Below are 13328 nucleotides of genomic sequence, written 5' to 3' on the forward strand. Positions count from 1 at the left end.
ACCCCGTCACGATAGGCTGGCGTGATCCGAACCGCACAAGGTCCGGTTTAGCCGGTAAATACGGTCCCACAGCCAATAGCAGTAATCTGCATCCTCGAACAACGGTCTTCATCAGCAGGAATTATAATGAAGTTCTTCATCGACACCGCCGACATCGACGCCATCCGCGAACTTGCCAAATCTGGCCTGGTAGACGGCGTCACCACCAATCCGTCGCTGGTTGCCAAGGCTGGCCGCCCGTTTATCGACCTGATCAAGGAAATTTGCGACGTTGTTGATGGCCCGGTCAGCGCCGAAGTCGCCGCGACCGACTATGACACCATCATCGCCGAAGGCCGCAAGCTGGCCGCGATTGCCGATAATGTTGTCGTCAAACTGCCGCTGACCCCGGACGGGCTGAAAGCCTGCCGTACCTTCACCGACGAAGGCATCAAAACCAACGTCACGCTGTGCTTCTCGGTCGGTCAGGCCATTCTGGCCGCCAAAGCCGGTGCCACCTATGTTTCGCCCTTCGTTGGCCGCCTGGACGACATTTCGAGCGACGGCATGCAACTGATTGCCGACATTTGCGAAGTTTACAACAACTACCCGAACTGGGAAACCGAAGTGCTGGTCGCCTCCGCCCGTGGCCCGCAACATGTTGTCGATTCGGCCCGTCTGGGTGCCGATGTCGTCACCATCCCGCCGCAGGTTCTCGGTCAGTTGTTCAAACACCCGCTGACCGACAAGGGCCTGGAAGCCTTCCTGTCCGACTGGGCCAAAACCGGTCAGTCGATCCTGTAAGGATTTAACGGCGGGTAATTTTTACGCCCCCTTTAATCAGCATTTAACCCGGTTGCCCCCATTGTGGCAGCCGGGTTTTTTATATGACAACAGACTGCCGGGACACATGGACAAAACTGCTTTGCGCGCCGAAGATATCGCCGAATATCTTGCAGAAAATCCTGACTTCTTCAAACACCGCCACGAACTTCTCGACAGTCTGGAAATGCCGGTGCGCCATCATGGCTCGGGTGTGGCCGACATGCAGCAATATATCGTCGAACGCCTGCGTGCCGAAAGCGACCGGCTGCGCGGTGCCACCAGCGAACTGATCAATATCTCCAAATCCAACCTCGAAACCCAGCAACGCATTCACCGGGCGGTTCTGGCCCTTCTCAATGCGCGCGGGTTTGAAACCTTTGTCGAGGCCTTGCAGGATCTGGTGCCGCAACTTCTGGATCTCGATTGCATTTCCATCTGTTTTGAAGAACATCCCGATAACCCGGTACCGCGTTGTGGCGGCCGCGTGCGCCGTCTGACACAGGGTGCCGTTGATCAGGTGCTGGGCGAAGATCACGATGTCTGGCTGGTGCCCGAACATGCGGGCGACGAAGCCATTTTTGGCCCCAAGGCCGATATCGTCAATTCCGCTGCCCTTGTGCGCCTGGCCCCGTTTTACGACGATCCGGTCGGGCTGGTGGCCTTTGGCGTTGCCGAACCCGGCTATTTCAGCCCGGCCCAGGGGGCGGATCTGATCCTGTTTCTGTCATCCGTGATTGAATTTGGTGTGCGTCGATGGCTGACCAACCCGGCCTGAAAGGCAAACCCTCAAGCGCGCTAACCGCCCTGACGCTGCCTGGCGATACCCGCCAGACCGTCGATGTCTGGTTGCAATGGTTGCGCAGCGAACGGCGTGCCTCGAACCACACCACCGAAAACTATCTGGTCGATCTTTATGCGTTTTTCGCCTTTATCGACCAGCATCGCGGCGGTGCGCCCACACTTGAAACGCTGTTATCCCTCACCCCGCGCGATTTCCGAAGCTGGCTTGCCCATCGCAATGCCACCGACATGGCGAAATCCTCCACCGCACGGGCGTTATCGACACTACGCAATTTCTATCGCTTTCTCGACCGCACCGGCCGGGGCCAAAATGCCGCCATTACCACCATCCGCAATCCAAGACAGGCACAATCGGTCCCCAAGCCACTTACCCCCGAAGATGCAATGGCCGTAATCGACAATGCCGGAGCCTTTCAGGACGACCCGTGGCTGGCAAAGCGCAACCTCGCCCTGTTTACCCTGCTTTATGGCTGCGGCCTGCGTATTGCCGAGGCCCTAAGCCTTAATTACGACCAGCGCCCGCAAGGCACATCGCTGGTCATAACCGGCAAAGGCAACAAACAACGCCTGGTACCGGTGTTGCCCGTGGTGATCGAGGCGATTGACGATTATCTAAGCGCCTGCCCCTACACCCAAACCGGCCAGGATCCGCTGTTTTTGGGGGCACGGGGCAAACGCCTGATTGCCCAGGTTGCCCAGCGCGAAATGCGCCGCATTCGGGCCTTGCTTAACCTGCCGGAAACGGCAACACCGCATGCCATGCGCCACAGCTTTGCCACCCACCTTCTGGCCGGGGGCGGGGATTTGCGCACCATTCAGGACCTTTTGGGCCATGTATCGCTGTCCACAACGCAGCGTTACACTTCGGTAGATAGCGAACGCCTGATGGCGGTTTATCGCGGGGCGCATCCGCGCGCCCGTTGAAATTCCGATGAAATCGCAATGAAATTTGCCAATCTCGGACATATAATCCATCGTTTTCCGAAACAATTTTACCCCGTTTGCGTTGAATTCCTGTAAAATGCTCCCCTTTTGCAGGAGATTCCGGATGAAACTGTTTCGCGCCCGCCGGTTCGACCAGACGCACCGCCACCGCAAAGTTTACAGCATATACGAACTGATTTATTCCGCCGTTGACCTGCTGGCCGCCATTGCCTTTATCGTTGGCTCCATCCTGTTTTTTTACAAATCGCTTATGGAAGCAGGCACCTGGCTGTTTCTGGTGGGCAGTATCTTTTTTGCCCTGCGCCCCAGTGTGCGTATGGCCCGTGAACTGCACCTTGCCGCCCTGTCACGCGACGAAGCCAAAGACCCAGAAGCAGAACGCAGCTATTAAACCTCCTTTCCTATAAAACCACATTCCAATGATCCGGCAACGTCACGTACCCAGGGCAACACCCTGCCCGATTTATCGCAAGTCCGACAATCAGGGGCCGGGTCTGAAATTTGGTTTCCATCGCGCCACTTTTTCCCCTTACACTGCGCCAATAATCTGTTTTGGCACAGAAAGGCCACCCGATGATCATTCGTTCCTCTGCCCCCTCTCCGTTTGGCCGCAAGGTTAAAATGGTCGCCAAATATCTTGGCATATACGATCAGCTTACCGTCGAAGCTGCTGATACCACCAACCCGGACGACAGCCTGCGCCAGCAAAACCCGCTGGGTAAAATTCCGATTTTGATCCTGGATGATGGCCGCAAGATTTATGATTCGCGCGTGATTTGCGAATATCTGGACTCCATTGCCGATGGCAAAACACTGCATCCCACCGAAAGCGATGCCCGCTGGCAGGCACTAACCCTTCAGGCGCTGGCAGACGGCATTGTCGATGCCTCCATCCTGCAGGTTTATGAAACCCGGATGCGTCCGGAAGAAAAACGCCATCAGGACTGGCTGACCTATCAGTCCGAAAAAGTGCGCCGCGCCCTTGATGAACTGGCCAAAAACCCGCCGCCGCTGACGGGAGACATTACCATCGGCCACATTGCCACTGCCTGTGCCCTGGGCTATCTTGACCTGCGATTTGACGGGGCATGGCGGAAAAAATATCCGGTTTTGCAAAACTGGCTGAAAGATTTCCGCAATCTCGTCCCGGCCTTTGATGCCACCGACCCGATGGCCTGATCACGCATCACATGATCAGAGGGCTAAACCATATCACCTTTGCAACCCGCGACCTTGCGGCAAGCTTCGCCTTTTATACCGGCGTTCTGGGGGCACGGCCCCTGGCGCGCTGGGGTGGCGGGGCCTATCTTCTGCTGGGTGATATCTGGCTATGTCTTAGCCTTGATCCCGATGCGTCACCGCCCGCAAGCAGCTATACCCATCTTGCCTTTGATGTGGCCCCGGCCGATTTTGCCGCCATGCGCCAGAAACTGCACGATGCCGGTGCCCGGGAATGGAAAACAAACCGCAGCGAAGGGGCGTCTGTCTATTTTCTCGACCCGGATGGTCATCGCCTTGAACTTCATGAAGGCAACTGGCAGTCCCGGCTGGATCATTACCGGCAGAATCCACCGCCGGGCATGGTGTTTTACGACATGATCGAAACACCCACCGCCCCTAACACCTTGCCCCACACGGAGAAATAAATGTCCCGCCTTAACAGTGTTATCCGCCGCCTTCAGGCCCAGCGCGACTGCCTGAATGCGTCAGCCGTCATGATCCAGGATCTGGATGGTCTTGTCCTTGAAATCGGCCTTGGCAATGGCCGCACCTTTGATCACTTGCGCGAAATCATGCCTGATCGCGAAATTTATGTTTTTGACCGGCAGATCAACGCCCATCCCAAATGTATCCCGGACGATGATCACCTGTTTCTGGGCGATATTTTTGAAACCCTGCCAAAGGCAGTTGAACAGTTTAACGGCCGCGTTGCCTTGGTGCATTCCGATGTTGGCACGGGCGATGAAGACCTTAATGCCAAAATCGCCTCCTTCATTGGCAAAACACTGCCCCCGGCCCTGATGAGAGGGGCGATTGTCGCATCAGACCAGAAAATCGACGTTCCTGGCACCATCGCCGAACCCCTGCCCGAGGGTGTGCCGCAGGACCGTTATTTTTTCCGCCGTTATCAGGGATAAAGACCATGTCACAAAACACGTCCTTTGCCCCGAGTGGCGCCGACTTTGCCGAAGCACAGGCATTCCTTGAAAAATATCCCGACTTGCAGGCAATCGACGTGTTTCTGACCGACTGCCACGGCATTGGCCGGGGCAAAACCGTGCGTCGCCACGAACTGGAAGGCATTTATACATCGGGCCGCGCCCTGCCCCTGTCGCTTTTCGGGCAGGATGTGCGCGGTGTCGATGTCGATGAATCCGGCCTGGTGATGACGGAAGGCGGCGGCGATAAACGCTGCTGGCCCGTTCCTGACACGTTGGGCTATCTGCCCCATACCGGACGAGGGCAATTGCTGATCACGATGTTCAACGACGATGGCACCCCGGTGGAGGGCGAACCACGCCCGGCCCTGCTGCGCCAGATCAACCGGGCCAAGGCAATGGGCCTAAACCCGATGGGCGCGTTCGAGCTGGAATTCTATCTGGTTGACCCCAATCCTGGTCCGGACGGGCGCTTTCACCCGGCATCCTATGCTCTGACCAAACGTCAAAGCCACCAGCGCAACACCATGTCGGTCGATGAACTTGATGAAATGTCGCCGCTATTTGATGCGATCTATGAGGGGGCGGCCCATCTGGGCATCACACTGGAAACCGTGATTTCCGAATATGGCCCCGGCCAGTATGAAATGACCATCCGCTATCGCGACCTGTTGCACGCCGCGGATGACGTCATTATTGCCAAACGTCTGATCCGCACCTGTGCCCGGCGCTTTGGCATGGAAGCGTGCTTTATGCCAAAGCCCTTTGGTACGGAGCCTGGATCGGGCATGCACCTGCATCTGTCTCTGGCCGATGAAAACGGTACCAATCTGTTTGCCGATCAGCCCGATGGCAGCTTAAGCCCCCTGATGCTCAATGCCATTGGCGGTCTGCGCCAAACGGTGGGCGATACCATGCTGGTTCTGGCCCCGTTCCTCAATAGCTGGCGGCGCTTTGCCTCCACGGTTTATTCCCCGGCATCGGATGACTGGGGGGTGGAAAACCGTAATGTCGCCATTCGCGTGCCCGGCCAGCCCGGCAAAACCCGGCATTTTGAACATCGCGTCGCCGGGGTGGATGCCAACCCCTATATGGTCGCGACCGTAACGCTTGCTGCCGCACTGGATGGTATTGAAAACAAAACCGACCCCGGCGCGCCCTGCCAGTTGGAAATGGATGCGCAAAAGGCCCCGTCCGACCTGCCAAGAAGCTGGCTGGAGGCAATTGACCGCTTTGATCAATCCGCCTTTGCCCGCAATGCCCTGGGTCAGTCCCTGCATACCGCTTTTGGTGCGATTAAACGCGCCGAATACGAGCATATGGTTCAGGAAGTCAGCCGTGCGGAATGGGATTTGTACGGCTTTACGGTGTAATATACCCTTTAATCACAATAAACTATACAATCCAACCCTGAAGAACTGCTTCGTATCCTTGCGTCTTATCCATGACATGTTGATAGGGAGCAGACGGCCCCCAAAACGAAAGCTCGTTTAACCAGTTCGTCCATTCGGCTCTCCCCAAAATATTGGGATACTCAGAGAACAAAAACAGTAATAAAACTCGACAACACCGGGTCTCATCCAATGTTTTTAATTTAACAACATCGGCATCGATACTACTTCTGTATTTATTTAACGTGCAGGTGCCGACGATTTAAAACTCAAAAACAATTTTGCACTTGGTATCAGGAATCTCAATAAAAAGATCTGCGAAACTTTGAACACGCGAAGACCCTAAATCATGATATCGCGGCTTGACAGCAGCCGTCCAGCCTCTCTCTAACGCATAATAATACGCTTCCCAAGTCAACCAGTCCTCAAAAGACGCACGACTTCGAACAAAAGCCAAAATTCTTGACTGATGCCTATCGAAGCTTTGCAAGAGCGCATCAATCACTTCTGATTCTGTCATTTATGCTCCTTTATTTCCTAGATATCGAGACAGCCAAAGATACCCTACAGTTCAAATATTCCCCAACTGTATACGTGCTATCCCGTGCTTTGCCGCCCATTCCCTTGCCATCACGCGTCAATAACGATATTCAGGTTCTCAAACAGTCATCAACTTGCAATATCCGGTCCCGCTGCTTACGTCCGGATTGCAACCAGGCGAGATGAGACAACGCCATGAACCAGATTACCACCATTGCCGAGGCAAATGCCGGGGCAATGTCTGAAACCCAGATCGATCCGACGCTGGATCTTGAGGCCGAAATCAAGCGCCTCAAGAAGGAAAAGAATGCCGTTATTCTGGCCCATTATTACCAGGATGGCGAAATTCAGGACTTGGCCGATTTTGTCGGCGATTCCCTTGACCTGTCGCGCAAGGCTGCGGCAACCGATGCCGATGTTATTGTTTTTTGTGGCGTGCGTTTCATGGCCGAAGTCGCCAAGATCCTCAGCCCGGAAAAAACCGTTCTGCTGCCCGATTCAAAGGCGGGCTGCTCGCTTGAGGATTCCTGCCAGCCCGAAGCATTCCGCAAATTCCGCGAACAGCACCCGGACCATGTGTCGATCACCTATATCAATTGCTCGGCCGAGGTAAAGGCCGCGTCCGATATTATTGTCACTTCGTCCAATGCGGCTGAGATCATCGACCAGATCCCGCTCGACCAGCCCATTTTGTGGGCCCCGGACCGGCATCTGGGCAGCTATCTTGCCAAGAAAACCGGTCGTGACATGGTTTTGTGGCAGGGATCGTGCATCGTGCATGAACAGTTTTCAGAACGCGAACTGATCCGCCTGAAAACCCAGCATCCCGATGCCAAAATCGCCGCCCACCCGGAATGCCATGACGGCATCCTGCGCCATGCCGACCAGATCGGGTCTACCCGCGCCATTCTGGAATATGTGATTAACGGTCCCGACCAGAAATATCTGATCGCAACCGAACCCCACATCATCCACCAGATGGAAAAGGCAGCCCCGCACAAAACCTTTATCCCGGTTCCCGGGGCAGACGGTAGCTGTGCGTGCAATAACTGCCCGTTCATGGAACTGAATACCCTTGAAAAGCTCTATCTGTGCCTGGTCAATAACGGTCCGCAAATCATCATGCCCGAAGATTTGCGCATTCAGGCCGTTAAACCGCTGGAACGGATGCTGGAAATGTCAAAGGGCATTCCGCTGAAAAAAGAAGCTGCTGCCGAACCGGCAGCCTGAAACAAAAGAACCAGGCCCTGTAGGTGATGCAGGGCCTGTTTTTGCCTGCCCCTGTCGTGTTCCGTGATGCCACCCGGCATATTTCATTTCCCCTGTCTGTTTCAACATACGGCCCCCCATGAGCGACCTGACCCAAAGCGAAATTGCCGATTTTATCGACCGTGCCTTTGCCGAGGATATTGGCAGCGGCGACATCACATCAGACAATGTCGTCCCCGAAAATGCCCGCCTGCGCGTCGCGATCGAAACCCGCGAAAGCATTGTGGTTGCCGGGCTGGATATTGCGCTGGACTGTTTTCGCAAACTGGTCCCCGATGCCAAAATCGACAAAAAGTGCACTGACGGCGATGCGTTAACCCCCAAATCCGTCCTGGCGGTTATCGAAGGCCCCGCACGCGGCATCCTGACGGCGGAACGCACCGCGCTAAATACCCTTCAGCATCTTTCGGGCATTGCCACCACCACACGGGCCTATGTGCAGGCAATGGGCAAAACATCGGCCAAACTGCTTGATACCCGCAAAACACTGCCGGGCTGGCGCAAACTGGAAAAATACGCCACCCGCATGGGCGGCGCACAAAACCACCGCATGGGCCTTTATGATGGTGTGATGATCAAGGACAACCATATCGGCGTTGTCGGATCAATCACCCAATGCGTGGAAATGGCAAAGGCGGCCAATCTGCCAAAAATCGAGGTGGAATGCGACACGCTTGACCAGGTAAGCGAAGCTGTCGAAGCCGGGGCGGATATTATTCTGCTCGATAATATGGACCCGGATATGCTGCGCAAAGCGGTTGCCATTGTTGATGGCCGCTGCAAGACCGAGGCATCGGGCGGTGTTCGCCTTGATACCATTGCCGATGTTGCTGCAACCGGCGTGGATTATGTTTCCGTCGGGCGCATCACCCAAAGCGCACCCGCGGTTGATATTGGCCTGGATGTCGCCATTATCTAAAGGGTCCCAGCCCCCCCCAAGAGCGATTTCCCTTAATATGACTGGCCGACAAGGTTCGATTTTGACGGTATTGGTCGCTTGACCGATGCCCGTATATCCCTGCGCGCTGCGAAGCAACAGATCAAAATCGAACAGTATGGGCAAGGTTAAAAACAACAGTTTTTCAACCGCAAAACATATTTTAAAAACCGTGCACAAGCGGAAAGATTTCGCAATGAATTCCCCAAAATCTGCCTCGACAGGAGTACTTCACACGAGGGGATGCTACTTCCTATGTTGCCCCCAAACCGGAAGAATCGGCGTCTTTTACGACCAAACACACGAAAACGTCCGGCAAGAGTGAATCTCTTTAGGGTAGGTGAAAATTCACCTTAAGTATAGAAAGCGAATACAATCAGTATATCACAGGGAACATTCCAACCTCTCGGTATAAGAGTGGAAATCTTATTCATGTAAAGACCCAAAATCACAATGTTTTCTTATAAAAACCTATTAATCAATTGAAATTAAAAGAAAATTTTTCCAGTTCAGCAAGAAAAATAAAAATGGGCAATTCTGAACAAATACAAACTTGCATTCGTTTATTCTAAAAAACTAATGTACTTTTCAGACGCATGAAAAATATATCCTTACGTATAATATACAAATAAATAAAAAAAAGACTCATGTCTTCTACCCACAATGGGGCAAAATCGGCACGCTTTAACTCCCTATAGTTATGGATTGATCTCAAGTCACCGCATAACCTATCAAGGCGAAAAGGGTATTGAACTCTCAACAAGTCTAAATACCAAAATAAAAAAAGAAGCACAGATCACTCTAACAAGGAACAAAGCACACACTATTACTTTGGGGGACCTATGACACTAATGGAAAAAGGCAACCTTCGATATATTGCCATTGTGCATCCCATCAAACTGATGCGGCATGCTCTCCGAAAAGTTCTGGCGGATTTCCAAGACATCTTGGTTACTGACGCCATGTCTCTGGACGAACTTTGCGAACGTATTCCCAAAAACGACCGACTAGACCTGATTCTCTTCAATGTTGATGATGTCAAACAGGATACAATAAAACTTGCATGCCTGCGCAGCCGCTATCCGAAAACAAAAATTCTGGCCCTGTCACGCCGTTATGAACTCGAAGAGCTATTTGCTCTGTTCAAGTTGAATATTGATGGCGCGTTACTCGACGATGTTTCTCAAAAAACGCTGACACTTGCTTTCCGCCTGCTTGAAGAAGGCCAAAAACTGTTTCCATCGAACATGGCGCAAATTCTGCTTTCACGCATTCATTCACCTTGCGCAGCCCAATCACTGGATCCGAGTGACGAGGATGTCAATCTGTCACAACGCGAACAGCAAATTTTGTATTGTCTGGAAAATGGTGAATCAAACAAAGCCATCGCCAACGAACTCGACATTAGCGAAGCAACCGTCAAAGTGCATGTAAAAAGCATCTTGAGAAAAATTGGCGCATCCAACAGGACACAGGCCGCCATCTGGTCCCTGCGCCAAAGAGCAAACATGTCAGGACAACCCTTTTTCATCATGCAGGAAAAATCGCCACATCGCAGCACTCAGCTTCACGCGTGACGGCATCGCCAGGCCCTCATGTTACCAAGCCAATGGTGATGAAAAATGAAGATAATACCCTTCTTCATAAATCGGCGGTCCGGATCACCGCCAAAGAAGGTCGCCTGCACGCTCGACCATATGAAAGCGATAACGGCTTAACCAATTGGAATACGGCCCTATGTCGCATGAATGCGTCACTTGTTGGCACATTGATGCGACATAGGACCGTATTTCACCGACACCTTTGAAAATTAAGCTGAAAATTAAAAGCATTGCTTGCGCGCCAACAAAGATTCTCCGGTAAACGCAGCGGAGAAATACGTATCTGTTGTCCTCAAGAACCTCCGTCAGAGAGAAAAGAACACAACCCGAAATACCATTTAAATCCAACGTTTCAGTTACCCAGAATAGATAATGAAAAGCAAAATATAACCCTACAGGAGAATGGATTTGCTGGCATCAGACAGATACTGTGATCTCGAAGCGCCGGAATATCATCCTCAAGCGCCGCACTTTAATCAAAAAATAACCCGTTAGTCCTGCCGGAAGGATACGGTTTACACACTGGCACGCCGGCAAAACAAAGAATCGCCAAATAGGGAACAAAACCAATGCAAACGACAAGTGGAACTGCAAAGACACTCGTTGCAGTTGTTCATTCCAGCCTTTTGTTACGAACAGGTCTTACGAGCCTTCTTTCTCATAGCAAAAACACGGACACCATCAGTGCCCCGCATCTCGACGATCTGATTTCCGTAACACCCCCCAATCGCACCATCGACGTGGTGCTGGTCAGCATCGACGATTTTCAGACCCAGATCACGTCTCTGGCCAATTTCCGCGCCCACAATCCCAGGGTCAGAATTATCACCCTTGCACACGAATATGATGCAGAACACCTTTTTGCCCTGTTTAATCTGGGTGTAAATGGCGCCCTGCTGGATGATGTTTCCCAGACAGCCATTGAACTGGCATTCCAGTTAATTACCGAAGGCGAAAAGATTTACCCGTCAAATCTGGCGTCCATCATGATGGAGCGCTTTCACTTCATGTCGTCGCTGGAACTGGATTCCATTGATGCGCTCGACATCGACCTGTCCCCCCGCGAACAGGAAATTCTCGAATGCCTCGCAAGCGGGGATTCCAACAAGCGCATTGCCATACGACTGAATATCTCCGAGGCAACCGTCAAAGTGCATGTCAAAAGCATTTTGCGCAAAATCAAGGTCGATAATCGTACCCAGGCAGCAATCTGGGCATTGCGCAGCCAACCACGTTCTCATGAATACAGCCCTGCCTTGAGCTAAAAAGCACCCCCGGCGCGATAACACCGCCCCCAAAAACATAAACCCCGAAAGCAACTCGCTATTTTGCAAAAACAAACCTCTTTCAAAAACAAACCGGCATACAAAGACCAGGTTCCTTCGTATCGCCAACAGTCTTTTACCCAGGATTAACGCCCCGACATTCGTGATCGGGGCGTTCCTTTTTTAAGGGAAGAAAGCGGAAATCTGGCCAAAAACCGCCCGGCACATCACCCGACACGGGTTAAAGGCCGGAAACCATCCAGGTCCAGCCATCAACGGGCGACGCTGTGACCGGCGGAATAAACGATCGGCCATCCCGCCCCAAAAGATTTATCCAGCCATTAATCGTATAGGTCGCAGCCATGCTTTGCAGGGGCGCATACCGACGGTCATTGTCGGCCGCCATGAAATAGGCATTGAAAACCCCGACCGATACGCCGCCCCCCAAAATTGATGTGCCCCTATATCCGGGCAGAACCTCTCCGTCGGCTGAACGAACAATCGCTGTACCGCCTTTACTTTTGTCAATCGACAACAAACCGCCTGTCGCATCACGCAGCATATTGTCAGGACGAATGTTATAAATCTGATCATTAATAATCGCCTGGCGCGCCGCCCGGCTCATGCCAGGTGCGCCGGTTGGCGTATTGAATGAATAGGGTTTATTGTTGAATTGCGCCTTGCCGTCAGCCGCGAACCCGATCGTGCAAAGCACACCAGCCAGCACAGGCAAACCATAGCACTTCGTGACCCTTTTGAACGTCGTAAACCTGATCATGATAGCGTCATCCTTTCACCAAAGGTTTCGTCCCTTAAAATCGATATGGTCTGCTTTACGCTCAAAGTCAGGGCAAAATGCTTCAATAATACCAATGCCCCGAAACTCATCCCAACGTCAGTATCAGCGCCCCGTCAACTCCCATCCTCACAGGCGATGCGAACATCCCCGGCAGGCGCATCACGCAAATGCCTTTCGATAAAAAACGATACAATCGCGGCCTGGGTGCGGGTTGCCACCCCCAACACACCAAACACATCAACAAGCCATGCCTTCACCTCGGGCTCGCTGCACCCGATATCCCGGGCAATTTCGCCATTGCTTTTTCCCTCCTGAATTTCATGCAACAAATACCACTCTCGATCGGACAATCGCGCGGCCAGCCCCTCGGCACTATCGCCCAGCAACAAAAAAACGCTGTCCATTTTCCCTGGTAAAATCCAGCAATCCTCGCCTGCCAGCGCACATATTTCTGTCAATAAAGGCGCGGTTGACGAAAACATCAGGGCTGAACTGACCCGATCCAATCGCCTTCCGAATATAAAATTTCCGTCCGGAATAAAAGTGATCAGGGGAATGTGGCGCGCAACATGAGCCAAATACCGCATTTGCGAATGGCTCAATAAGTCATTGTGTCCCTGGGCAATCAATGCGGCACAAAACTTCGCGTCTCCGCGCCAGGCCAAACGAAAGTCCGGGTCGGGCACCGCGCGCCAGCCGACATTATTGCCAATCAGTAATTCAATATCTGTGGCATGAAAACCGATGGCCAGTATCCGGCGATCCGTATCGTCAATTTCTTGGCACATGGACACCCGCAAAAACCTATCGCGTCAGG

The 13328-nt window shown here is 52.8% G+C and carries 15 protein-coding genes; 12 read left to right on the plus strand and 3 right to left on the minus strand.

What is annotated here, in order from left to right; genetic code table 11:
* The first annotated feature begins 126 nt into the window (after positions 1–126).
* The 8 genes from fsa to TH25_RS19735 all read left to right on the plus strand — a co-directional run bounded on the left by fsa (position 127) and on the right by TH25_RS19735 (position 6082).
* The gene (fsa, locus tag TH25_RS19700; protein ID WP_114090002.1) at positions 127–783 is read left to right on the plus strand and encodes a fructose-6-phosphate aldolase; all 657 of its coding nucleotides are present in this window, start codon (positions 127–129) and stop codon (positions 781–783) included.
* A 106-nt stretch (positions 784–889) separates the two neighbouring features.
* Positions 890–1579 carry a DUF484 family protein gene (locus TH25_RS19705; protein ID WP_114090003.1) on the plus strand — a complete coding sequence of 230 codons (690 nt, stop codon included), beginning with the start codon at positions 890–892 and terminating at the stop codon, positions 1577–1579.
* Positions 1558–2529: a tyrosine recombinase XerC gene (locus TH25_RS19710; RefSeq protein ID WP_114090004.1), complete on the plus strand. Its 972-nt coding sequence runs from the start codon at positions 1558–1560 to the stop codon at positions 2527–2529. The genes TH25_RS19705 and TH25_RS19710 overlap by 22 nt, the downstream gene beginning before the upstream one ends.
* 124 nt (positions 2530–2653) lie before the next feature.
* The gene (locus TH25_RS19715) at positions 2654–2941 is read left to right on the plus strand and encodes a YrhK family protein (protein WP_114090005.1); all 288 of its coding nucleotides are present in this window, start codon (positions 2654–2656) and stop codon (positions 2939–2941) included.
* A gap of 182 nt (positions 2942–3123) precedes the next feature.
* Positions 3124–3729: a glutathione S-transferase gene (locus TH25_RS19720; protein WP_114090006.1), complete on the plus strand. Its 606-nt coding sequence runs from the start codon at positions 3124–3126 to the stop codon at positions 3727–3729.
* A gap of 11 nt (positions 3730–3740) precedes the next feature.
* On the plus strand, positions 3741–4196 hold the full coding sequence (locus tag TH25_RS19725; protein ID WP_114090007.1) for a fosfomycin resistance glutathione transferase: 456 nt from the start codon (positions 3741–3743) through the stop codon (positions 4194–4196).
* A complete protein-coding gene (locus TH25_RS19730) occupies positions 4197–4688 on the plus strand; it encodes a class I SAM-dependent methyltransferase (protein WP_114090008.1) in 492 nt (163 codons plus the stop codon).
* A 5-nt stretch (positions 4689–4693) separates the two neighbouring features.
* Positions 4694–6082, plus strand: a complete 1389-nt coding sequence (locus TH25_RS19735; RefSeq protein WP_114090009.1) for a glutamine synthetase family protein — start codon at positions 4694–4696, stop codon at positions 6080–6082.
* Between the two features lie 280 nt (positions 6083–6362).
* Here the strand turns inward: TH25_RS19735 and TH25_RS19740 are convergent, their stop codons facing one another.
* A complete protein-coding gene (locus TH25_RS19740) occupies positions 6363–6620 on the minus strand; it encodes a hypothetical protein (protein WP_114090010.1) in 258 nt (85 codons plus the stop codon).
* A gap of 215 nt (positions 6621–6835) precedes the next feature.
* Between TH25_RS19740 and nadA the strand changes: the two genes are divergently transcribed.
* The 4 genes from nadA to TH25_RS25325 all read left to right on the plus strand — a co-directional run bounded on the left by nadA (position 6836) and on the right by TH25_RS25325 (position 11712).
* The gene (nadA, locus tag TH25_RS19745; protein ID WP_220151463.1) at positions 6836–7870 is read left to right on the plus strand and encodes a quinolinate synthase NadA; all 1035 of its coding nucleotides are present in this window, start codon (positions 6836–6838) and stop codon (positions 7868–7870) included.
* A 118-nt stretch (positions 7871–7988) separates the two neighbouring features.
* On the plus strand, positions 7989–8828 hold the full coding sequence (nadC, locus tag TH25_RS19750) for a carboxylating nicotinate-nucleotide diphosphorylase (protein WP_114090011.1): 840 nt from the start codon (positions 7989–7991) through the stop codon (positions 8826–8828).
* 869 nt (positions 8829–9697) lie between these two features.
* Positions 9698–10423, plus strand: a complete 726-nt coding sequence (locus TH25_RS19755) for a LuxR C-terminal-related transcriptional regulator (RefSeq protein WP_114090025.1) — start codon at positions 9698–9700, stop codon at positions 10421–10423.
* 593 nt (positions 10424–11016) lie between these two features.
* Complete coding sequence (locus TH25_RS25325; RefSeq protein ID WP_220151464.1) at positions 11017–11712, plus strand: response regulator transcription factor; 696 nt, start codon at positions 11017–11019, stop codon at positions 11710–11712.
* A 241-nt stretch (positions 11713–11953) separates the two neighbouring features.
* Here the strand turns inward: TH25_RS25325 and TH25_RS19765 are convergent, their stop codons facing one another.
* Both TH25_RS19765 and TH25_RS19770 read right to left on the minus strand, forming a co-directional pair.
* On the minus strand, positions 11954–12490 hold the full coding sequence (locus TH25_RS19765; protein WP_114090012.1) for a hypothetical protein: 537 nt from the start codon (positions 12488–12490) through the stop codon (positions 11954–11956).
* Positions 12491–12624: 134 nt separating this feature from the next.
* A complete protein-coding gene (locus TH25_RS19770) occupies positions 12625–13299 on the minus strand; it encodes a helix-turn-helix transcriptional regulator (protein ID WP_114090013.1) in 675 nt (224 codons plus the stop codon).
* Positions 13300–13328 lie beyond the last annotated feature (29 nt).

This window comes from Thalassospira profundimaris, assembly GCF_003326755.1.
Lineage (GTDB): Bacteria > Pseudomonadota > Alphaproteobacteria > Rhodospirillales > Thalassospiraceae > Thalassospira > Thalassospira profundimaris_B.

Coding starts and splice junctions, on each gene's coding strand:
- fsa (WP_114090002.1), top strand. CDS start 127: ATGAAGTTCTTCATCGACACCGCCGACATCGACGCCATCCGCGAACTT.
- TH25_RS19705 (WP_114090003.1), top strand. CDS start 890: ATGGACAAAACTGCTTTGCGCGCCGAAGATATCGCCGAATATCTTGCA.
- TH25_RS19710 (WP_114090004.1), top strand. CDS start 1,558: ATGGCTGACCAACCCGGCCTGAAAGGCAAACCCTCAAGCGCGCTAACC.
- TH25_RS19715 (WP_114090005.1), top strand. CDS start 2,654: ATGAAACTGTTTCGCGCCCGCCGGTTCGACCAGACGCACCGCCACCGC.
- TH25_RS19720 (WP_114090006.1), top strand. CDS start 3,124: ATGATCATTCGTTCCTCTGCCCCCTCTCCGTTTGGCCGCAAGGTTAAA.
- TH25_RS19725 (WP_114090007.1), top strand. CDS start 3,741: ATGATCAGAGGGCTAAACCATATCACCTTTGCAACCCGCGACCTTGCG.
- TH25_RS19730 (WP_114090008.1), top strand. CDS start 4,197: ATGTCCCGCCTTAACAGTGTTATCCGCCGCCTTCAGGCCCAGCGCGAC.
- TH25_RS19735 (WP_114090009.1), top strand. CDS start 4,694: ATGTCACAAAACACGTCCTTTGCCCCGAGTGGCGCCGACTTTGCCGAA.
- TH25_RS19740 (WP_114090010.1), bottom strand. CDS start 6,620: ATGACAGAATCAGAAGTGATTGATGCGCTCTTGCAAAGCTTCGATAGG.
- nadA (WP_220151463.1), top strand. CDS start 6,836: ATGAACCAGATTACCACCATTGCCGAGGCAAATGCCGGGGCAATGTCT.
- nadC (WP_114090011.1), top strand. CDS start 7,989: ATGAGCGACCTGACCCAAAGCGAAATTGCCGATTTTATCGACCGTGCC.
- TH25_RS19755 (WP_114090025.1), top strand. CDS start 9,698: ATGGAAAAAGGCAACCTTCGATATATTGCCATTGTGCATCCCATCAAA.
- TH25_RS25325 (WP_220151464.1), top strand. CDS start 11,017: ATGCAAACGACAAGTGGAACTGCAAAGACACTCGTTGCAGTTGTTCAT.
- TH25_RS19765 (WP_114090012.1), bottom strand. CDS start 12,490: ATGATCAGGTTTACGACGTTCAAAAGGGTCACGAAGTGCTATGGTTTG.
- TH25_RS19770 (WP_114090013.1), bottom strand. CDS start 13,299: ATGTGCCAAGAAATTGACGATACGGATCGCCGGATACTGGCCATCGGT.